The sequence below is a fragment of the Stenotrophomonas sp. SRS1 genome (assembly GCF_026130205.1).
In the GTDB taxonomy this organism is placed as follows: Bacteria; Pseudomonadota; Gammaproteobacteria; order Xanthomonadales; family Xanthomonadaceae; genus Stenotrophomonas; species Stenotrophomonas rhizophila_B.
The window spans coordinates 44,577-66,055 of the sequence record NZ_JAINFD010000001.1 but is presented as its reverse complement, the minus strand read 5'-3'; the positions used below and the strand labels follow the sequence as shown (position 1 = coordinate 66,055).

Below are 21,479 nucleotides of genomic sequence, written 5' to 3'. Positions count from 1 at the left end.
ATCCTTCTAGTTGCGCATTCCCTTGCGCAGGAGCAGCCAAAGGCCGGTCGCGAAGATCAACCACGCGACGGCCACGGCAGCCTCCCACCTCGGCTGCAAATTCGTGCATGCATTAAACACTGCCGCACTGAATATTCCAAAAACAAGATACACCGCGGTGACGAAAGTGTGGCTTGCGCCACCTTTCACCGCGCGCTGATAGAGATGCTGCGTGTGGGGTTCCATCCAGCGCTGTCCGGACAGGATGCGCGAAAGCAATGTGAAGCCCGCGTCCACAAGAAAGGCCGAAAGCGGCACCAGAAGCAGCAACCAGTGGACATCGGTGCGCACGCTGACCAGACACACCAGGGCCGCGATGGCATAGCCCAGCGCCCCGCTCCCCACGTCACCCATGAAGATGCGTGCCTGCGGGTAGTTGAACGGCAGGAAGCCCAGACAGGCCAGCCCCATCACCACACCGGCCAGCCCGTAGGGAGGCGGCAGCACCATGGCGAACGCAATGCCGGCCAGGATCGCCTGGGTGGTGGCAATTCCGTTGATCCCATCCATGAAGTTCCAGATGTTGATCAACGAGGTTGCGAACAGCAGTGCCAGCAGCGCCTGCCAGGCATTGCCGGTGGCATGCCAGACCAAGCCCGCCAGCAACGCGGATGCCAGGACATGGACCAGCAGACGGCGAATCGCTGGAAGCGGCCGATGGTCGTCCCACCAACCGATGCCCGCGACCAGCACCAGCCCCAGCGCGAATACCGCCAGGGTGATCCCTGCCTTGGGCCAGATGACCGCGGCCACCACGCACGTCAGCAGCAGGGTCAGCACGATCGCGATGCCGCCGCCGCGGGGCGTCGCCACCCCGTGGCTGCGTCGCTCGCCGGGCTCATCCAGCAGGTTGCGGCGCAGCGCATAGGCGCGTGCGCCCCAGGTGAGCCCTGCCGATACCGCCAGCACTGCCAGCAGCCCCGCCATCCAGGCGACCATCATGGGTCAGAGTACCGCGTAGTTGAGCAGCGGCTTGACGGTGCCCCATTCCTTGCAGCTCGGGCACTGCCAGTGATGCGTGCGCGCGCCGAAGCCACAGCGGGTGCAGCGGTAGGCCGGGTTGCGGACCAGCAACTGGTCGGTGATGTGCTTGAGGTCGTGCAGGGTCGCGGTGGAATCCGCGCCTTCGGCCAGGGTCAGGTCGATCAGCGCCGATTCGCCACGCACCGACGGGCGGTCCTTGAGCTGACGGCCGAGATAAGCGCGTGCCGGCGCGACGCCCTCCTGTTCTTCCATCAACTGGGTCAAGGCCAGTACCGGGGCAATGCCGCGATAGTGCTCGGTCATCTCCGACAGGAACGCGCGCGCGCCACCGAGGTCACCAACCTTGCGGTAGTTCTGCATCAGCGACTGCAGCACTTCGGGCAGGTACTCGGGATCGTTGCGCGCGGCGCGCTCGTAGGCACGCACGGCCGCTTCGGCATTGCCGGCGTCGTTCTCCAGGCGCCCCTCGATGATGCCGGCACGCACCGACATCGCATCTGCCTGGTAGGCACGCGCGATCGCGGCGCGCGCTTCGTCGATCTTGCCGGCACCGCGGTAACGCTCGGCCAGCTCGCATTCGAACTGCCCGATCAGCTTGCCCATCGGCTCGCCGGTGACTTCTTCGAAGCGACTGGCGTTGTCGATCGCCTTTTCCCAATCGCGCTCGGCCTGGTAGATGCCGATCAGGTGCTTGAGCGCCTGCGGGGCGCGCTGATCGATCTGCGCCAGCTCGGTGAACACGGTTTCGGCGCGATCGAGCAGGCCGGACTTCATGTAGTCCTCGCCCAGCGCCAGCAGTGCCTGGACGCGCTGCTGATCGGTGAGATCGGCGCGGTTGACCAGGCCCTGGTGCAGGCGGATCGCGCGATCGACCTCACCGCGGCGACGGAACAGATGGCCCAGCGCGACCTGGGTTTCGAAGGTTTCCTTGTCCAGCTCGGCGATGTGCAGGAACAGCTCGATCGCCTTGTCCGGCTGCTCATTGAGCAGATAGTTCAGGCCACGGAAATACGTGCTGGACAGATGACTGACCTGGTTGTCGCCATGGCGTTGACCGCCGCGACGCCCGATCACCCAACCGGACAGCGCGGCCAGGGGCAGGAACAGGAAGAACCAGAACCACTCGGAGACAAATTCCATCGGCGCTCAGCGTCCGTCGAATGTAGAAGAAGAAGGGGGTGCCACGACCACGGCAGGCGCGGCCTTCTGCGCGCGGCGCAGTTTGGCGTACAGCGGGATCACCATGCTGGCAAGCACGAGGCCGCCGCCGATGAGCGCACCGGACAACAAGGCGATGATGATCGCCACGCCGGTGGTGGAATTGATCTGGGTGAAGCCCAGGCTGATGATGATCGGTTGCGAGTTGAGGGCGCCGATGATCAGACCCACGACCAGAACCGCCAGCAGGATCAGCAGACGTACGATGTTCATGCAGCAGCTCCAGTTCCGTAGGGCTCAAGAGTAGCGGACTAACACTCCGCTCTACCAGCCGACTCCATGGAAATCACGCATCCGCCCCTTGGCGGATGGACACTCAGGCAGGATCGCTTTCCAGCGGCACCACGGCGCTGACGCGCTCACGCAGTTCCTTGCCCGGCTTGAAGTGCGGGACATGCTTGCCCGGCAATGCGACCGATTCCCCGGTCTTGGGATTGCGCCCCAGCCGTGCAGGCCGGTAGTGCAACGAAAAACTGCCGAACCCGCGGATCTCGATGCGATCCCCGCCGGCCAGCGCCCCACCCATCATTTCCAGCAACGACTTCACGGCCAGATCGACATCGTCCGACTTCAAATGCGCCTGTCGGCGCGCCAGGATTTCGATCAGCTCGGATTTGGTCATTACGGGCTCTTGGGGAGGAACTCAGACCCTGAAACGGCCCGGACTGATGTCCGGGCCGCCTAGGAAACTACGACAGCGACAGACCGATTACTCGGACTTGTTGCCGTTCAGCTGTGCACGCAGCAGCGCGCCGAGCTGGGTGGTGCCGCTCGAAGCCGAAGAGGACTGGTATTCCTCCAGCACTTCGCGCATTTCCGCATCGTCCTTGGCCTTGATCGACAGCTGCAGGGTACGACCCTTGCGATCCATGCCCACGAACTTGGCTTCAACCTTGTCGCCGACCTTCAGGAACTGGGTCGCGTCGTCCACGCGCTCGTTCGCAACGTCGCGAGCGGCCACGTAGCCTTCGATGCCGTCAGCCAGTTCGATGGTAGCGCCCTTGGCGTCCACTTCCTTGACCACGCCTTCGACCTTGGAACCCTTCGGGTTGGCAGCCATGTACTGACCGAACGGATCCTGCTCCAGCTGCTTGACGCCCAGGCTGATGCGCTCGCGCTCCGGATCGACGGCCAGGACCACTGCGTCCAGGTTGTCGCCCTTCTTGTAGTTGCGGACCACGTCTTCGCCGGTGGTGTTCCAGCTGATGTCGGACAGGTGCACCAGGCCATCGATACCGCCGTCCAGGCCGATGAAGATGCCGAAGTCGGTGATCGACTTGATCTGGCCCGACACCTTGTCGCCCTTCTTGTGGATGGCAGCGAAGGTTTCCCACGGATTGGCGGCAACCTGCTTCATGCCCAGCGAGATGCGGCGACGCTCCTCGTCGACGTCCAGGACCATGACTTCAACTTCGTCACCGACCTGCACAACCTTGGACGGGTTGACGTTCTTGTTGGTCCAATCCATTTCGGACACGTGCACCAGACCTTCGACGCCCGGCTCGATCTCGACGAATGCGCCGTAATCGGTGACGTTGGAGACCTTGCCGAAGACGCGGCTGTTGGCCGGGTAACGACGGGCGATGTTGTCCCACGGATCTTCACCCAGCTGCTTCAGACCCAGCGAAACGCGGTTGCGCTCGCGGTCGAACTTCAGCACGCGGACGTCCAGCTCGTCGCCGACGTTCACGACTTCGGACGGATGGCGCACGCGCTTCCAGGCCATGTCGGTGATGTGCAGCAGGCCGTCGATACCGCCCAGGTCCACGAATGCGCCGTAATCGGTCAGGTTCTTGACGACACCCTTCAGGATCGCGCCTTCCTGCAGCTTGTCCATCAGCTGCTCGCGCTCTTCCGAATGCTCGCTCTCGACGACTGCACGACGGGACACAACGACGTTGTTACGCTTGCGGTCCAGCTTGATGAGCTTGAATTCCAGCTCCTTGCCTTCCAGGTAGGCCGGGTCGCGCACCGGGCGCACATCCACCAGCGAACCGGGCAGGAACGCGCGGACATCCTTGATGTCCACGGTGAAACCACCCTTGACCTTGCCGCTGATGCGGCCGGTGATGGTTTCGTTCTTTTCCAACGCTTCTTCCAGCTCGTCCCACACCATCGCGCGCTTGGCTTTCTCACGCGACAGAACGGTTTCACCGAAGCCGTTCTCGATGGAATCGAGGGCAACCTTGACGACGTCGCCTTCAGCGACATCGATCTCGCCAGCGTCGTTACGGAACTGTTCGATCGGCACGATGCCTTCGGACTTCAGGCCGGCGTTGATCACCACGACATCGCCGCGGACTTCAACAACGACACCGCTGACGATCGAGCCCGGCTTCAGCTTGGCCAGATTGGCCTGACTGGCTTCGAACAGCTCTGCAAATGATTCGGTCATTAGATTTACTCTGTTGGACACATGGGCATTGGCCCCCGAAGGGAACCGCTTACTGCCCGCCTGTTGGTCGACCCCGGAAACGCAGGTCGTGTGTTAAGTAGGAAAACCGCCACGCATCATTGCGGGACGGAGCTTTTGTTGCCTTGCGATGGTGCGACACCGTCGATGGATTGACGGCCTCCTTTACAACGGATCAGGCACCCGAAACCGGAAGCAGATCCAATACCTTGGCAACGACAGCGTCGATGCCAATACCACTGGTGTCGATGACGACGGCATCGTCTGCCGGCTTCAGGGGCGCCACTGTGCGCTGTGCATCACGGGCGTCGCGGGCCATGATCTCGCGCAGGAGGTCGTCAAAGTTAACCGAAACACCCTTGTCTTTCAACTGCTTATGCCGCCGCTCGGCCCGTTCCTCGGCGCTGGCGGTCAAAAACACCTTGAATGGGGCGTCCGGGAAGATGACCGTGCCCATGTCCCGTCCGTCGGCGACCAGGCCCGGCTCCATCCTGAATGCGCGTTGGCGCTCTTTCAGCGCCGCCCGCACCTCCGGGATGGCGGCAATGGCCGAGGCCAGCGCCCCGGTGGTCTCCAGGCGCAGCTCGTCGGTGGCATCGGTTTCGTTGACCAGCACCCGCAGCCCGCCATCGGCCGATTCCACGAAGCGCACGTGGGTGTCGAAGGTGCAGCGCACCAGCGCCGAGGCGTCGGAAGTATCAATATCAGCCCAACTGGCGGCCACGCCCACCGCCCGGTACAGGGCGCCCGAATCCAGGTAATGCCAGCCCAGGCGGCGTGCGACAATGCGGCTGACAGTGCCTTTGCCGGCCCCGGAAGGACCGTCGATGGTGAGCACGGATGGAAGCTGATTCATGGGTTTCCCGGTAGATGTGACCGCCCATTCTAGCCCCTGCCCGGGGCGGCTTGAGACTTTTTTGGCCCAACCACTTGAAAGGATGGGAAAAAGCCCGGTAGAATGGCGGGCTTGAACGGGCGTCACCTGCCGATTGTCATCTGCATATCGCGGCCGCGCTCCAACCGAATCCAACGTTTACGCCGAGGTATGCAATGAAAGTCCTGTCTTCCCTGAAGTCGGCCAAGACCCGTCACCGCGACTGCAAGGTCGTCCGTCGCCGCGGCAAGATCTTCGTGATCTGCAAGTCGAACCCGCGCTTCAAGGCTCGCCAGCGCTGAGCCGGCTGGCCTCACGGCCGCCACCGGTCCCTCACCGGACCGGGTGATGAACAAAAAGCCGCCTCCGGGCGGCTTTTTGCTGCCATTTTTGGTGTAATCGCCGGGTAGCTCACGACCGTCGGTCGTCAGACCTGCAGTCGTGAGACCTTCCGCATTCTTGACCACTGGGGAGTAGATCGAGATGAAGCGTTACCTGACCACCTTGCCGTTGCTGGCCGTGCTGGCCGTTTCCAGCGCCCACGCCGACACCCTGCTGATCGACCGCAGCCGTGAAAAGCCCGCCGTTGCCCTGCCCGTCCGCGGCCAGAGCATGCAGCAGGTCCAGACCCAGTTCGGCGATCCGGGCGAGCGCCTGGATCCGCGCGGCGGGCAGAAGCGCCAGTGGCCCACGATCAACCGCTGGGTCTACCCGCAGTTCACCGTGTACTTCGAAAAGCAGAAGGTGATCGACGTGGTCGCCAACCGCGCCGACGCCAACGAGATCGGGCCGAAACCACCGATCCGCTGACCCCTTTCCCTTTGCCCGCCAGCCGGCGGGCCATCGCATCGAGATCATGAACGACACGCTCCGCTTTCCGGCCGAATGGGAATCCCAGTCCGCCATCCTGATCGCCTGGCCCCACGCCGACACCGACTGGGCCGACCGCCTGGGTGACGTCGAGGACACCTACATCGCGCTCGTCGCGGCCATCACCCGCTTCCAGCCGGTGGTGATCATCGTCGCCGACGACGACCTGGAGGCGTACGCCGATGCGCGCCTGCGTTCGAACCGGATCGACACGGACCGCGTGCGGTTCGTGACCGCCCAGTACGACGACACCTGGCTGCGCGACTCCGGCCCGATCACGCTCAAGCGTGCCGATGGCGGCTTCCGCCTGCTGGACTTCCGCTTCACCGGCTGGGGCGGCAAGTTCGACGCCAGCCTGGATGATCAGCTGGTGGGCGTGCTGCACGCGGCCGGCACCTTCGCAAACGCCGAACTGCAGAGCATTCCGTTCGCGCTGGAAGGCGGCGGCATCGAGACCGACGGCGCCGGCACCCTGCTGACCACCTGGCAGTGCCTGCACGAGCGTCATCCGGACCGCAGCCGCGAATCGCTCAGCGCCGACCTGGCCACCTGGTTGGCCCAGGACCGTGTGCTGTGGCTGGATCATGGTTATCTGGAAGGCGACGATACCGACGCCCACATCGATACCCTGGCCCGCTTCGCCTCGACCGACAGCATCGTCTACCAGGCCTGCGACGACGCCGGCGATTCGCACTACGCCGAGCTGCAGGCGATGGGTGCCGAGCTGGCGGCGCTGCGTACCACCGACGGCCAGCCGTACCGCCTGTTCCCGCTGCCGTGGGCGCAGCCGGTGATCGACGAAGGCCGCCGCCTGGCGGCTTCCTACGCGAATTACCTGATCCTCAACGGCGCGGTGCTGATGCCGGCCTACGGCGATGCGGCCGACGAGGCTGCGCGTGCGGTGTTGGCCCAGGCCTATCCGGACCGCGAGATCGTGCCGGTGCCGTGCCGTTCGCTGATCTGGCAGAACGGCAGCCTGCACTGCATCACGATGCAGCTGCCGGCGGGGTTGCTGGCCTGACAGCCAAGCACGCGGCCTGAAGGCTGCGGAGGCTGGGCTGGCGGGGGCGGAGGTGCGGGACGCGCCGTAAACCCATCCCTGGGGGCTCGTGGGCGCCATCCATGGCGCCCTGACGGTCCCGCACCTCCGCCCCCGCCATCCCTTCGACAGTGCACTGGCGGCCAACGGAAGAGCGACAGACCACGCCGATGCGCGTGACCTGACCTCTGATGTCCTGATCATCCTGCGGAGCCGGCCAGCGGCCGGCACTACCGGTGCGGGTGTTGCCCATTTAGCAGCCAGCACGCTGCGTGCACCCATCCGCGATAAACTGCGTTTTTCCCCTTGCAGGACCGTCTCCGGATGAGCTCACGCCACACCCTTTCCGTCGCCCTGATCCAGGAGCGCAACCACAGCGATGCCGAGGCCAATCTGGCCGTCATCGAAGCGCGCGTGGCTGAAGCGGCCGCGCAGGGTGCCAAGCTGATCCTGCTGCAGGAACTGCACAACGGTGCGTACTTCTGCCAGCACGAGTCAGTGGATGAATTCGATCTGGCCGAGCCGATCCCCGGCCCGAGCACGGAGCGCCTGGGCGCGCTGGCCAAGAAGCATGGCGTGGTGATCGTCGGGTCGCTGTTCGAGCGTCGCGCTGCCGGGCTGTACCACAACACCGCGGTGGTCTTCGAGAAAGACGGCACCCTGCTCGGCAAGTACCGCAAGATGCACATCCCGGATGATCCGGGCTTCTATGAGAAGTTCTACTTCACCCCGGGCGATCTGGGCTTCACCCCGATCGATACCTCGGTCGGTCGCCTTGGCGTGCTGGTGTGCTGGGACCAGTGGTACCCGGAAGCGGCGCGCCTGATGGCGCTGGCCGGTGCCGAGCTGCTGCTCTATCCCACCGCGATCGGCTGGGATCCGGACGACCAGCGCGACGAACAGGGCCGCCAGCGTGATGCGTGGGTGCTCAGTCACCGCGGCCATGCGGTGGCCAACGGCGTACCGGTGCTGAGCTGCAACCGCGTCGGCCATGAGGCCTCGCCGATGGGTGCCTCGGGCATCCAGTTCTGGGGCAACAGCCACGTGCTGGGCCCGCAGGGCGAGTTCATCGCCGAAGCCGGTGGCGAGCCGACCGTGCTGGTCTGCGATGTCGACCTTCAGCGCAGCGAACACGTCCGCCGCATCTGGCCGTTCCTGCGTGACCGCCGCATCGATGCATACGGCGATCTGCTCAAGCGCTACATCGACTGACCGACCAGGACACCCCACCGTGACCGTGCACCTGCGCGATGCCACCGATGCCGATATCGCGGCCATCACCGCGATCTATGCGGTGGAAGTGACCGACTTCGTCAACACCTACGAGTACGAGATCCCGGAGGCGGCGGAAATGCGCCGCCGCATGCAGGACATCGTCGGCCGCGGCTTTCCGTACATCGTGGCCGAGGTCGATGGCCAGGTGGCCGGCTATGCCTACGCCAATACCTACCGCGGCCGGATCGCCTACCAGTGGACCGTGGAAAATTCGGTCTATGTGGATGCGGCATTCCAGGGCCGCGGTGTCGGCACGGCGCTGATGCAGGGCCTGATCGATGCCTGCGTCGCGCGCGGTTACCGGCAGATGGTGGCCGTCATCGGCGAGCCCACCAACACCGCCTCCATCAAACTGCACGAGCGTTTCGGTTTCCAGACCGTCGGCGTTTTCCGCGGCCTCGGCCGCAAGCATGGCCGCTGGCTGGATACCGTCCAGATGCAGCGCGCGCTCGGCGATGGTGCCGACAGCGCCCCTTCGAATGAATGATGCAATGACCGATACCCTGATTGACGCCGGCGACATCTTGTTCGCCGGCCAGCCCGTCCGCATCGTCGAACGCGATGGCGTGCGCTACACCCTGCTGGGCACCGCGCACGTCTCGCAGGCCAGCGTGGAAGCGGTGGAACGTGCGATCGAAAGTGGCCGCTTCGATGCGGTCGCGGTCGAGCTGGACGCGCAGCGCCTGCAGGCACTGACCGATCCGGATGCGCTGGCCAAGCTGGACCTGGTCGAGGTGATCCGCAAGGGCCGCGTCGCCCTGTTTGCCGCCAACCTGGCCTTGGCCGCCTACCAGCGCCGCCTGGCCGAACAGCTCGAGATCGAGCCGGGTGCCGAGCTCAAGCGCGCGGTCACCCTGGCCAACGAACGCAACCTGCCGGTGCATCTGATCGACCGCGAGGTCGGCCTGACCTTCCGGCGTGCCTCGCAGCGCCTGGGCTTCTTCGGCAAGATCAAGCTGGTGATGGGCCTGGGCGCTGGCCTGTTCGCGTCCGAGGAAGTCGGCGAAGACGAGATCGAGAAGCTCAAGCAGGGCGACATGCTCGAAGCCAGCTTCGGCGAGTTCGCCAGCGAGAGCCCTGCCCTGTACGAAACCATCATCGGCGAGCGCGACCGCTACATGGCTACGCGCCTGCGCGAAGTGCATGATCCGGCCCAGCGCGAAGTGCTGGCCGTGGTCGGTGCCGGTCATCTGGCCGGTCTGGCCAGGTACCTTGAAACCGACACCGACGCGCCGGGCCCGCTGCGCGAGTCGCTGGAAGACGTGCCGAAGAAGCGCAACATTCCCTGGATCACGCTGGCGATCCTCGCCATCGTGCTGACCGGTATCGGTGTGGGCTTCTACCGCGGCGGCCTGGGTGTCGGCAGCGAACTGCTGGCGGTCTGGGCGATGTACACCGGCGGACTGGCCGGCCTGGGCTGCCTGTTGGCCGGCAGCCACCCGCTGAGCATCCTGACCGCGATCGTGGTCGCGCCGTTCAAACCGTTCCGGCTGAGCATCCCGACCGGCGCGTTCTCGGCCCTGGTGGAAGCGCGCCTGCGCAAGCCGGCCTACGAAGACTTCCTGAAGCTGCGCGACGATGCGCAGAGCGTCAAGGGCTGGTACCGCAACCGGGTGACCCGCGTGGTGCTGACCTTCATGCTCACCAACCTGGGCAGCATGCTCGGGTTGTGGCTGACCGGGTTCCAGGTGTGGGGCAAGGTCGCGGGGTGATTCCCGCGCCGGCTGTGAATCGAAAGGCCACGCAATGCGTGGCCTTTTTTGTGCACGAATGTGGGAACCGCAGGTAGTGCCGGCCGCTGGCCGGCTCCTGTGTCCAGTCGAATGCGGTTCGCAAAAAAAGGGAGGCCCGCCCAACGGGCCTCCCCGCACCCTCAAACCGATTCCGCACCCGGCTCGACCACCGGAGCATCCACGCCGCGGCCACGTGCGCGCCGGATGATCCGTGACACCGCCGTGCTCATGTCATCGAGCATGGCGTAGATGGTCGGCAGGAACAGCAGGCTGACCACCGTGGAGAACGCCAGGCCGCCGGCGATGGCGCGGGCCATCGGGTAGTACGGCGGACCATTGCCGAGCAGCTGGGTGTCGGTCAGGGAGATCGGGATCATCGCCAGGATCGCGGTGCCCATCGTCATCATGATCGGGCGCAGGCGCTCGCGTGAGCCCTCCACCAGGGCCTGGGTCCTGCCCATGCCACGGCGGCGCAGGTTGTTGATGTGCTCGATCATCACGATGCCGTTGTTCACCACCACGCCCATCAACACCAGGATGCCGATGAAGGACATGATCCCGAACGAGGTGCCGGTGATCCAGAACAGCCAGAACACGCCGAAGATCGAGAACAGCACGCCGCTCATGATCGCCGCCGGGAACAGCAGCGATTCGAACACGGCCGCCATCACCACGTAGATCATCACCAGCGCGATCACCAGATTGAACATCATCTGCGACATCGCCTGGTCGTCGTCGCCGTAGTCACCGCCGTCGAAGCTGAAGGTGTAGCCGGCCGGGAAACTCATCGGCTTGAGCATCTCCTCCATGGCCTTGCGCCCTTCCGGCACGGTGACCTTCTCGGCCAGGTTGGCCTTGATGGTCAGCGTGGTCTGCCGATTGGTGCGACCGATCTGAGTGGCCGAGGGCTTGATCGCCACGTCCACCAGGCTCAGCAGCGGCACCGAACGACCGTCACCGGTGCGCACGGTGTAACTGGCCAGATCTTCCGGGCTGCTCTGCTCGGCACCGGCGAAACGCACCCACACCGGCACCTCGCTGTCACCGCGGCGGAACTCGCGCAGTGGCGCGCCCCGCAGGGCCAGGCCGACAAAACTGGCGACCTGCTCGGCATTGAAGCCGAAGGCGGCCGCGCGCTCGCGGTCCACATGGATGGACAGCTCGCTGCCCTTCTCGCCGTTGTCGATGCGCACATCGCGCAGTTCCTTGCGCTGGGCCAGCAACGGCACGACTTCCTCGCCGATCTCCTGCAGCATCTTGGTCGAGTCACCGACCAGCTGCACCTGCACCTGGTTGTTGCCACCGCCGCTGCCGCCGCCGTCACCCGAGTTGCCCACCACGTAATCGGCACGCGCCGAGCGCGGCAGCCCCTTGCGCAGGGCTTCCTGCACGGCCGGCATGCTCTTGGCGTGCGCGGTATCGAAGGTCACGATCGTGCTGCTGCCTTCCTGCTCGCTGTACCAGGAATACACCTGGGTGATGTGCAGGGCCTGGCGGTTGTCGTCCAGGTAGCGTTCAACGCGCGCCACTTCATCGGACATCTGCCCGAAGGTGTAAGCCCCCTTCCAGTTGTAGCCGATGAACACTTCGTGGCCGCCCTCGCCACCGAACATGTCGATCTTGGTCAGCTTCATGGGCACCAGGCTGATCAGCACCACCATCACGATGCCGAACACGCTCCAGCCACGGTGCTCCAGGGTCCACTGCAGGACCTTGGCATAGCGGCGCTGCAGGCGCGCGATCACGCCCGTCTCCGAATGCACCAGCTTGGGCGTCTGCATGCGCGCGGACAGCATCGGGATCAGGCTCACCGCGACCAGCCAGGAGGCCAGCAGCGAGACCGAGATCGTGATCGCGATCTGCGACATGAAGATGCTGATGTTGTTGGTCTCGCCGAACAGGTTCGGCACGAACACGATGCAATGGCACAGGGTGCCGGCGCTCAGCGCGATGGCCACGTTGCGGGTGCCGATGATCGAGGCCAGCCGTGGCTGGTCGGGCATGCGTTCGCGTTCCTGGTAGATGCTCTCCACCACCACCACGGCGTTGTCCACCAGCATGCCGACCGCCAGCAGCAGGCCCATCATGGTCAGGATGTTGAGGGTGACACCGGCGAAGTACATGAAGCCCAGCGTGATCACGAAACAGATCGGGATCGCCAGGGTCACCATCAGCGTGGACGGCCAGTGGCGCAGGAAGAAGAACAGCACCGTGACCGACAACAGCAGGCCCACCGCGCCGGCCTCGGCCAGCTCCAGCAGCGAAGACGTGACCATCTTGCCCTGGTTGTCGATCACCTTGATCTGCACATCGCGCATCGAAGGCTGCTTGCGGATCGCCTCCACCTCAGCCAGCGCCGCACGCGAGACTTCCACCAGGTTGGCGCTGCGCTCCTTGAAGATATCCAGGCCCACGGCCGGGTTGCCGTCCAGGCGGCGGCCGTAGTTCATGCGGGTGGGCTTGAGCCGGATCTCGGCGATGTCGCCCAGCCGCAGGCCCTTCGTATCGATCACCAGATCGCGTAGTTCCTGCAGGTCGGTGATCTCGCCCACCGGCTGGATCCGCACGCGCTGGCCGTTGTCGTCGATCTGCCCGGCCGAGATCGAGAAGTTCAGCGTGCGCAGGCGGTCGCTGAGCTCGTTGATGCTCAGGTTGTGCGCGGTCAACCGGTCCGGACTGATCGCGATCTCCACCTCGTTCGGTGGTGCGCCGGAGATGTTGACCCGCGCCACGCCAGGTATGCGCTCGATCCGCCGCTTGAACTCGCGGTCGAGCATGTCGTACGCGCCGGTCAGGTCGGTGGCGCTGGCCAGGCGCACCTTCAGCACCGGGTCGTCGCTGCTGGACCACTTGAACACGTTGTAACGCTGCAGGTCGTCAGGCAGGTCGCTGCGGATCGCATCGATACGCTCACGGGCATCGGAGGCGGCGATGGCGATGTCGCGGTCCCAGTCGGTGAACTCGATGAAGATGCTGGCGCCTTCGGAGGTGGCCGAGGAGCGCATGCGCTTGATCCCGGTCATCGTCGCCAGCGCTTCTTCGGTCGGCCGGATGATGTTGCGCTCGACCTCCTCCGGGGTGGAGCCGGTATATGGCACCTGCACGAACAGGAACGGCGCGGAGATGTCCGGCAGCGCCTCCAGCGGCAGCCGGAACGAGGCGATCAGGCCCACCACCGCCAACGATACAAAGCACATGATCGTGGTGATGGGCCGGCGGATGGAGAACTCGGCAATGCTCATGCCGGCTCCTGTGCAGCGTCAGGGTCCGTCCCGGACACGCGCGTCTTGAGGTGGCGGCCGCGCTCGCGGTAGTAGGCGTCGCCACGACGGTCGAGCAGGTCGTACACCACCGGGATCACCACCAGCGTCAGCAGCGTGGAGACCAGCAGACCACCGATCACGGTGATCGCCATCGGCGCGCGCACTTCGGCGCCCTCGCCCATGGCCACCGCCAGCGGCAGGAAGCCGAACAGCGTGCACAGCGTGGTCATGATGATCGGGCGCAGGCGGGATCGTGCGCCTTCCACCAGTGCCTCGCGCTTGGGCACACCGGCCTCGCGCAGCTGGTTGACCTTGTCGATCAGGATGATCGCGTTCTTGGTCACCAACCCCACCAGCAGGATCAATCCGATGAACACCACCACCGAAATCGGCTTGCCGGTCAGCATCAGCGCCAGGATCGCGCCAACCAGGGCCAGCGGAATGGTGAACAGGATGACGAACGGGTGCAGCAGCGATTCGAACTGCGAGGCCATCACCAGGTAGACCAGGAAGATCGCCAGGCCGAAGGCGAAGATCAGCGAGCGCGCCGAATCGGCCAGCTCCTCACCCTGCCCACCGATGTGCATGCCCACACCCGCACCCAGCGGCTGCGTGGCGACCATGTCCTGCACTTCGCGCACCGCACCGCCCAGGTCGATGTCGCGCAGGTTGGCCGAGACCACCGCCACGCGGGTCTGGTCGGCGCGATGGATCTCGCTCGGGCCGTTGGTGGCCACCACCTCGGCCACCGAATCCAGCGTCACCGGCCGGTTGCTGCCCGGATTGACGATCAGGCGGCGGATGCTGTCCACGCTCGCCCGGTCACCTTCCTGGGCCCGCACCAGCACGTCGATCTTGCGGTCGCGGAAGCTGTAGCGCGTGGCCACGTCGCCGCGCACCTTCTTGACCACCACATCGGCGATCTGCCGCGTGGTCAGGCCCAAGGCACCGGCGCGCTCCTGGTCGAAGCGGATCTGGATCTCCGGGAAGCCCTCTTCCACCGTGGATTTGACGTCGGCGTAGTGCGGGTTGTTGCGCAGCATCGCGGCCAGCGCCTTGCCGGCGGTTTCCAGCGTGGCCATGTCCTGGCCGCGCAGTTCCACTTCCAGCGGGGTGGAGAAGCTGAAGAGCGCCGGGCGGGCGAAATCGACCTGCACGCCGGGGTGCTGCTGCATCGATTCGCGCAGACGCTCGGTGATCGCCGCTTCGGTGCGCGCGTTGCCGCCACCGGCCATGACCACGGTCAGCTTGCCGATGTTTTCACCGCTCTCGGTCGGGCTGGCATCCAGGCGGGTGCCGCTGCCACTGACGCCGTACAGCGAGGCGATGCTGTCGTCCTTGGCATGGGCCAGCTGCATCTCGCGCACCAGCGCATCGGTCTGCTTCAGCGGCGTGCCGGCCGGCAGCTTGGCGGTCATTTCGAAGCGGTCCTGCGCAAGCTGCGGGATCAGATCCGCACCCAGCATCGGCACCAGCGCCATCGTGCCGATGAACGCCAGCGCGGCCAGACCCAGCACTTTGCCCGGGTGATGCAGCGCGCCCGGCAGCAGCTTGAGGTAGCCACGTTCGGCACCGGCGTAGGGCTTCATCGCCACATCGCTGGCCTTGCGCATCACCGGACCCACCACGGCCACCAGGCCGCGCCAGACGCGGATCACCGACCAGGCCATCCCGAAGCAGATCCAGCGCACCAGCGTGCCCACGCCACGACGGCTGCCGGCGACCGGCTTCAGCCAGCGGCTGTCCGGCTGCCACGGCTGATGCGTGGGTTCTTCCGGGAAGGCCAGCGGCGGACGGCCTTTGAGCGAGCTCAGCATCGGGATCAGGGTCATCGAGACCAGCAGCGAGATCGCGATCGCGATCGCCACGGTAAGGGCCTGGTCGCGGAACAGCTGGCCGGCGATGCCGTCCACGAACACCAGCGGCAGGAACACCGCGATGGTGGTCAGGGTCGAGGCGACCACGGCCATGCTGACTTCGCGGGTGCCTTCAATCGCGGCCTGCAGAATGCTCAGGCCACGCTCGCGCGCCTTGGCGATGCTCTCCAGCACCACAATCGAGTCATCCACCACCAGACCGGTAGCCAGCGCCAGGCCGCCGAGCGACATCACGTTCAAGCTGAGGCCGAGCTGGCCCATGAAGAAGAACGTGGTGATGATCGAGACCGGCAGCGACAGGCTGATCACGAACGTGCTCCAGCCATCGCGCAGGAACAGGAAGATGATCAGGATGGCGAGGATGCCCCCGATCACCGCGTCTTTCTTGACGTCGCTGATGGCATGTTCGATGAAGCGCGACTGGTCTTCGATCGTGGTCAGTTCGGCATCGCCGGGCACCTGGCCCTTGATCTGCTCCAGACGCGCACGCAGCGCCTCGGCGGTCGAGACCGTGTTGGCATCGCCCTCCTTGTAGATCGCCAGCTCGACCGCTTCCTTGCCGCCCAGACGGATGATCGCTTCGCGTTCCTTGTACCCCTGGCGCACGGTGGCGACATCTTTCAGCCGTACCGGCACACCATTGGCGATGTTGGTGGAGCTGCTGCTGGACGCGCTCTGTGCCGCCGAGGCGGCCGCGATGGCGGCATCCGAGCCGGTCGACGCGGCGATGGCGAACATCTGCTGCATCGCTGCATCGGCGGCACTGCCGTTGCTGCTCTGGGTGGTCACCAGCAGGTTGCGGATGTCCTCCAGATCAGCGAACTGGTTGACGGTGCGCACCAGGTAACGCTGCGAGCCTTCCTCCAGACGACCGCCGGAGATGTTGATGTTCTCTTCCTTGAGCCGCTTGATGACGTTGTCGATCGGCAGGTTGAGCTGGGCCAGCTTCTGCTGGTCGATGTCGACCTGGATTTCATCCTCCAGACCGCCGCCAACCTTGACCGCCGCCACGCCGGTGACCGGCTCCAGTTTCTTCTTCAGATCTTCATCGGCGTAGCGGCGCAGCTCGGTGAGCTGGCGCACGGCCTCGGCATCGCTGGATGGATCGGTCTTCGCCGAGATCACCAGGCGCATGATCGGCTCGGTAGACGGATTGAAGCGCAGCAGCACCGGGGACTTCGCCTCCAGCGGCAGGTTCAGCGCTTCCATCTTGTCGCGCACCTCCAGGCTGGCCTGGTCCATGTTGGTGCCCCAGGCGAACTCGAGCACCACATCGCTCTGCCCGGTACGCGAAATGGATTTGAGCTTGCGCAGGTTCTTGACCACGCCGACGGCTTCCTCGACCGGCTCGGTGATCAGCGTTTCGATTTCCGCCGGGGCCGCACCGGTGTATTCGGTGCGCACGGTCAGGGTCGGGTAGCTCAGGTCGGGCAGCAGGTTGACCTTGAGGTTGCCCAGCGCGATGAACCCGAACAGCATCAGCGTGACGGTGAACATCGCGATGGTGACGCGCCGGCGGGTGGCGAATTCCACCAGGCCGCCTTGGGTACCCGGGCGATCGCCCTGGTGCGGATCATTGCCGTGGTCGTTGCCGGCCGCTGTCATTGACGGCTCTCCGCCTTGGCCGGTGTCGGCTTGGCGACGGCAGTGGCGGCCGGCTTGGCACCGATCACCTGCACCGCGGTGCCGTCACGCAGCGCCACCTTGCCGGCGGTCACCACCTGGTCACCGGCGGCCAGACCCTCGCGGATTTCCACCCACGGGCCTTCGGCATAGCCGAGCTTGACCGGCACGCGCGCAGCCTTGCCCTCGCGCACGCGGAACACCGCCGGCTCGCCATCGTCGAGCAATGCGATGCGCGGCACGACCAGGGCATCGGCGCGTTGGTCGTAGTCGATCCGGATGCGGCCGAACATGCCCGGCTGCAGGCCTTCAGCATCTTCGCCGAACCCGCTGACCACGCGGAACGTGCCGCTGCCGGCATCGACCACCGGCGAGATGCGATCCACCGTGCCCGGGAAGGTCTTGCCCGGCAGCGCATCGGCGATCAGCGTGACCGGCTGGCCGGGACGCAACGTGGCCAGCTCGCGCTCGGGGACATTGAGCGTGGCTTCCAGGCGCGAGTTGTCGACGATGCGGAAGATCGGTGTGTTGATCTGCACGAAGTTGCCGGTCTTGATCGAACGCGAGGCGATCACCCCCGAGATCGGCGCGATCACCGTGGTGTAGGAGAGCTCCAGCGTGGCCAGCCGGTACAGCGCGCGGGCGTTCTCCAGGTCGTACTTGATCTGGTCGACGTCCGAGGCACTGACCATCTGCTGGCCGATCAGCTTCTGGGCGCGCTGGTAGTTGTTCTCCAGCTTGCGCATCTGCGCTTCGCTCTGGGCAACCGCCAGGCGCGCACGGTCCGGATCCAGCCGCACCAGCGGCTGCCCCGCGCGCACCTGCTGGCCCTCTTCAACCAGCACCGCCAGCGCGACGCCGGAGGTCTTGGCGACCACCTGCGACTCCCCCCTGGGCTCCAGTGCGGCCGTGCCGGTGTAGCTGGCGGCGACGGCGCGATGGCTGGCGGCAACGGCTTCGACCGGTACCGCATCGACCTTCTTCTCGGCCTTGCCGTCCTTTTCAGCGGCGTTGGCTTCGGCGGGGCCGGCGCCACCGCAGCCGCTCAGCAGCAGGGTGGAGGTGATCAGCAATGCAGCGGCACAGCGTCCGGTGCGGCCGAGCAGGAAAGAATGTCGCGACATCGTCGTGTCCCTAAGGATGCGTGGTCAGGTGTGGTAGCAAAGTAATGCACCACGTCACGACTACACCATATCCCAAAGGTCATGGTGACCTGCGGCGATGGCTTCCCGGGCCCGGTTTCAGCTAGATGAAATGGCAGGCTATACTCGGCCCAGTTCCGTACCCCACGCCGGAACGACCAGACCCGTTTATCGGAAAAGGACATCATGCGCCCGCAGCCGCTCGCCGCTTGTCTCGTTCTGGCCGTCCTCCTGCCCCTCGGGGCCGCCGCACAGGCCGCAACACCTGCTCCAGCAGTGCCCGTCCCCACCGCTCCGGCTGCCACCGCGCCGGCGCCCGCCGCCGTCACCGGCCGGTTCGACAATGGCCGGGTCCTGGCCTACACGTGCCAGGGGTGCCACGGCATCACCGGGTACAAGAACGCCTACCCCAGCTACAAAGTGCCCAAGATCGGCGGGCAGACCCGTGAGTACCTCAGCCAGGCGCTGACCGAGTACCGCCACGGCAAGCGCAAGCATCCGACGATGCAGGCGCAGTCGATGAGTTTCAGCGAACAGGAGATCGCCGATCTCGCTGTTTACCTGTCCACCGTCAAATAAGCGCGCTCATGTCGAAAGCCACGCCACTCCAGCGTTACGCCATCGCCCTGTCCGTTGCCCTGCTGATGACTGCATGTTCGCAGTCACAGGTGGAGAACAGCGCAGATTCCGCCGCCGATCCGGGCCACGCCAGTGGTGAACACGGGTCCGGCTCCTCCGCCGGCCTGCCGGCCGGCCGCATCGCCGCCGGTGAGGCGCGTGCCCAGGTCAAGGGCAAAGCCACCGGCCAAAGCTGCATCGACTGCCACGGGGCGGACGGCAACAAGCCGATCGACCCGACCTATCCGAAACTGGGTGGGCAGTACGGGGATTACCTGGCGCACAGCCTGCAGGCCTACCGCGCGGGGGATCGCCAGCACGCGCTGATGACCCCGCAGGCGACCGACCTGAGTGATCAGGACATCGCCGATCTGGCCGCGTATTTCGGCTCACGGCCGACCCAGCTGCGGGATCTGCACGGGTTGAAGTGACGGCGAGAGCCGTCACGTGTAGAGCCGACCGTTGGTCGGCTGCCATCAGCCACGCATGGCGTGGCTCTACCGGTGCGTGACGGTTGTTCAGCCACGCATGGCGTGGCTCTACCGTTTGCTGCGGTGTTCGGGGGGTAGAGCCACGCCATGCGTGGCTACCCCTGCCCGATCGCTGGATCAGGCGTCCAGCTCTTCCCAGCGCGCGTACGCGGCATCCAGCTCGGCCTGCACCTTGGCGAGCTTCGCATTGTGCGCGGCCATGTCGGGCGCACTGCGCTGATAGAACGCCGGGTCGTTCATCGCGGCGGTGAGGCCTTCGACGTCCTTCTCCAGCGTTTCAATCTTCAGCGGCAGCTGTTCCAGCTCGCGCGCGTCCTTGTAGCTCAGCTTGCGCTTGGGCTCGGCCGGCGCGGCAGCGGCAGCGGCCGCAGCAACCGGCTTGGCGGACACCACGGGCGCGGACGCAGCCGCGGCGGCCACGCGTGCGGCGTGGCGCTGCCAATCGGTATAGCCGCCCACGTACTCGCCGACCACGCCATCGCCTTCCATCACCATCGTGGAGGTCACCACGTTGTCCAGGAAGTCACGGTCATGGCTGACCAGCAGCAACGTGCCGGTGTAATCGCTCAGCAGCTCTTCGAGCAGCTCGAGGGTTTCCACATCCAGATCGTTGGTCGGTTCATCCATCACCAGCAGGTTGGACGGCTGCGCGAACAGCTTGGCCAGCAGCAGGCGGTTGCGCTCACCACCGGACAACCGGGTGATCGGCGCGCGGGCGCGCTCGGGCGAGAACAGGAAGTCCTGCAGGTAGGCATGCACGTGCTTGCGCTTGCCGTTGAACTCGATGAAATCGCGGCCCTCGGCCACGTTCTCGATCGCGGTCCAGTCTTCGCGCAGCACCGCACGGTACTGGTCGAAATACGCGATCTGCAGGTTGGTACCGGCACGTACTTCGCCGCTCTGCGGCTGCAGGTCGCCCAGCAGCAGCTTGAGCAGCGTGGTCTTGCCGCTGCCGTTCGGCCCGATCAGGCCGATGCGGTCGCCGCGCAGGATCACGGTGCTGAAGTCCTTGACCATCACGCGCTCGCCGAAGGCGAACGAGATGTCCTTGACGTCGATCACCTTCTTGCCGGAGTTCTCCGCCTGCGCGGCTTCCATGCGCACGTTGCCGCCGAGTTCGCGGCGCTGCGAGCGATCGTTGCGCATTGCCTTGAGGCGGCGCACACGGCCTTCGTCGCGGGTGCGGCGGGCCTTGATGCCTTGGCGGATCCAGATTTCTTCCTGCGCGAGCAGTTTGTCGAAGCGCGCGTTTTCCTGCGCCTGTGCGTTCATGCGCTCTTCGCGGCGGCGTTCGTAGTTGGCCCAGTCGCCCGGCCAGCTGGTGACCTGGCCGCGGTCGATCTCGACGATGCGGGTAGCCAGTGCACGCAGGAAGCGACGGTCATGGGTGACGAACACCACGCTGCCGTTCCAGTTCTTGAGGAACATTTCGAGCCAGTCGATGGCTTCGATGTCCAGGTGGTTGGTCGGTTCGTCGAGCAGCAGCAGATCCGGCGAGGACACCAGCGCGCGGCCCAGCAGCACGCGGCGCTTCATGCCGCCGGACAGGCGCGCGAATTCGGCATCGCCGTCCAGGTCCAGCTTGGTCAGGGTCTCGCTGACGCGCTGATCCAGGCCCCAGCCGTTGGCGGCATCGATCTTGGCCTGCACGGCCGAGAGCGCATCGCCGTCGAAATCGTCGGCCATGCTCAGGTGGTGGAACTCGGCCAGCCACTGGCCCAGTTCGCCCAGGCCATCGGCGACCACGTCGAACACGCTGCCGGCGGCACCGTGCGGCACCTCCTGTTCCAGGCGGGTGATGCGCACCCCCTGCTGCACGCGGACTTCGCCATCATCGGGCTTGTGATCGCCGGACAGCAGTTTGAGCAGGGTCGATTTGCCGGCGCCGTTGCGCCCGATCAGGGCGATACGCTCGCCCGGCTCGATCGACAGTTCGGCTTTTTCCAGCAACAGGGGGCCGCCGACGCTGAAGTCGACGTTTTGCAGAGTAATCAGAGGCATCCGACCATTGTACGGTCTG

At 65.5% G+C, this 21,479-nt stretch carries 18 protein-coding genes; 8 read left to right on the top strand and 10 right to left on the bottom strand.

Going from position 1 to position 21,479, the window contains the following annotated elements:
* Positions 1-6: 6 nt before the first annotated feature.
* From K4043_RS00310 to cmk, 6 genes are all read right to left on the bottom strand, one after another.
* Positions 7-981, bottom strand: a complete 975-nt coding sequence (locus K4043_RS00310; protein ID WP_265307788.1) for a glycosyltransferase family 4 protein — start codon at positions 979-981, stop codon at positions 7-9.
* A 3-nt stretch (positions 982-984) separates the two neighbouring features.
* Positions 985-2,163 (bottom strand): lipopolysaccharide assembly protein LapB, encoded by a 1,179-nt coding sequence (gene lapB / locus K4043_RS00305; protein ID WP_123729055.1) that lies wholly within the window; start codon positions 2,161-2,163, stop codon positions 985-987.
* Between the two features lie 6 nt (positions 2,164-2,169).
* Positions 2,170-2,454, bottom strand: a complete 285-nt coding sequence (locus K4043_RS00300) for a LapA family protein (RefSeq protein WP_123729054.1) — start codon at positions 2,452-2,454, stop codon at positions 2,170-2,172.
* A 103-nt stretch (positions 2,455-2,557) separates the two neighbouring features.
* Positions 2,558-2,863 (bottom strand): integration host factor subunit beta, encoded by a 306-nt coding sequence (locus tag K4043_RS00295; protein ID WP_019183098.1) that lies wholly within the window; start codon positions 2,861-2,863, stop codon positions 2,558-2,560.
* An 87-nt stretch (positions 2,864-2,950) separates the two neighbouring features.
* A complete protein-coding gene (gene rpsA / locus K4043_RS00290) occupies positions 2,951-4,636 on the bottom strand; it encodes a 30S ribosomal protein S1 (RefSeq protein WP_121042136.1) in 1,686 nt (561 codons plus the stop codon).
* 193 nt (positions 4,637-4,829) lie between these two features.
* Entirely contained in the window at positions 4,830-5,510 is a 681-nt protein-coding gene (gene cmk / locus K4043_RS00285) for a (d)CMP kinase (RefSeq protein WP_046273768.1), read from the bottom strand.
* Between the two features lie 194 nt (positions 5,511-5,704).
* On the opposite strand from cmk, the gene ykgO reads away from it, so the two are divergent.
* From ykgO to K4043_RS00255, 6 genes are all read left to right on the top strand, one after another.
* Entirely contained in the window at positions 5,705-5,830 is a 126-nt protein-coding gene (ykgO, locus tag K4043_RS00280) for a type B 50S ribosomal protein L36 (RefSeq protein WP_057628212.1), read from the top strand.
* A 181-nt stretch (positions 5,831-6,011) separates the two neighbouring features.
* Complete coding sequence (locus K4043_RS00275; protein ID WP_265307787.1) at positions 6,012-6,338, top strand: hypothetical protein; 327 nt, start codon at positions 6,012-6,014, stop codon at positions 6,336-6,338.
* Positions 6,339-6,384: 46 nt separating this feature from the next.
* Positions 6,385-7,419, top strand: coding sequence for an agmatine deiminase family protein (locus K4043_RS00270; RefSeq protein ID WP_121042132.1), 1,035 nt, complete (start codon positions 6,385-6,387; stop codon positions 7,417-7,419).
* Between the two features lie 342 nt (positions 7,420-7,761).
* A complete protein-coding gene (locus K4043_RS00265) occupies positions 7,762-8,649 on the top strand; it encodes a carbon-nitrogen hydrolase (protein WP_265307786.1) in 888 nt (295 codons plus the stop codon).
* A 19-nt stretch (positions 8,650-8,668) separates the two neighbouring features.
* Positions 8,669-9,199, top strand: a complete 531-nt coding sequence (locus K4043_RS00260) for a GNAT family N-acetyltransferase (protein ID WP_123729052.1) — start codon at positions 8,669-8,671, stop codon at positions 9,197-9,199.
* A 4-nt stretch (positions 9,200-9,203) separates the two neighbouring features.
* A complete protein-coding gene (locus tag K4043_RS00255; RefSeq protein WP_265307785.1) occupies positions 9,204-10,424 on the top strand; it encodes a TraB/GumN family protein in 1,221 nt (406 codons plus the stop codon).
* A 161-nt stretch (positions 10,425-10,585) separates the two neighbouring features.
* On the opposite strand, the gene K4043_RS00250 is transcribed toward K4043_RS00255, so the two are convergent.
* The 3 genes from K4043_RS00250 to K4043_RS00240 are packed head-to-tail and all read right to left on the bottom strand — an operon-like array spanning position 10,586 to position 18,332.
* Complete coding sequence (locus K4043_RS00250) at positions 10,586-13,687, bottom strand: efflux RND transporter permease subunit (RefSeq protein ID WP_265307784.1); 3,102 nt, start codon at positions 13,685-13,687, stop codon at positions 10,586-10,588.
* Positions 13,684-17,190 (bottom strand): efflux RND transporter permease subunit, encoded by a 3,507-nt coding sequence (locus tag K4043_RS00245; RefSeq protein WP_265307783.1) that lies wholly within the window; start codon positions 17,188-17,190, stop codon positions 13,684-13,686. Before K4043_RS00245 ends, K4043_RS00250 begins: the two co-directional genes overlap by 4 nt.
* Positions 17,187-18,332 (bottom strand): efflux RND transporter periplasmic adaptor subunit, encoded by a 1,146-nt coding sequence (locus K4043_RS00240; protein ID WP_265307782.1) that lies wholly within the window; start codon positions 18,330-18,332, stop codon positions 17,187-17,189. Before K4043_RS00240 ends, K4043_RS00245 begins: the two co-directional genes overlap by 4 nt.
* A 204-nt stretch (positions 18,333-18,536) precedes the next feature.
* Between K4043_RS00240 and K4043_RS00235 the strand changes: the two genes are divergently transcribed.
* Complete coding sequence (locus K4043_RS00235) at positions 18,537-18,929, top strand: c-type cytochrome (RefSeq protein WP_259260421.1); 393 nt, start codon at positions 18,537-18,539, stop codon at positions 18,927-18,929.
* Positions 18,930-18,937: 8 nt separating this feature from the next.
* On the top strand, positions 18,938-19,399 hold the full coding sequence (locus tag K4043_RS00230; RefSeq protein ID WP_019183110.1) for a cytochrome c: 462 nt from the start codon (positions 18,938-18,940) through the stop codon (positions 19,397-19,399).
* Between the two features lie 177 nt (positions 19,400-19,576).
* Here the strand turns inward: K4043_RS00230 and K4043_RS00225 are convergent, their stop codons facing one another.
* On the bottom strand, positions 19,577-21,460 hold the full coding sequence (locus K4043_RS00225) for an ATP-binding cassette domain-containing protein (RefSeq protein WP_123729046.1): 1,884 nt from the start codon (positions 21,458-21,460) through the stop codon (positions 19,577-19,579).
* Positions 21,461-21,479 lie beyond the last annotated feature (19 nt).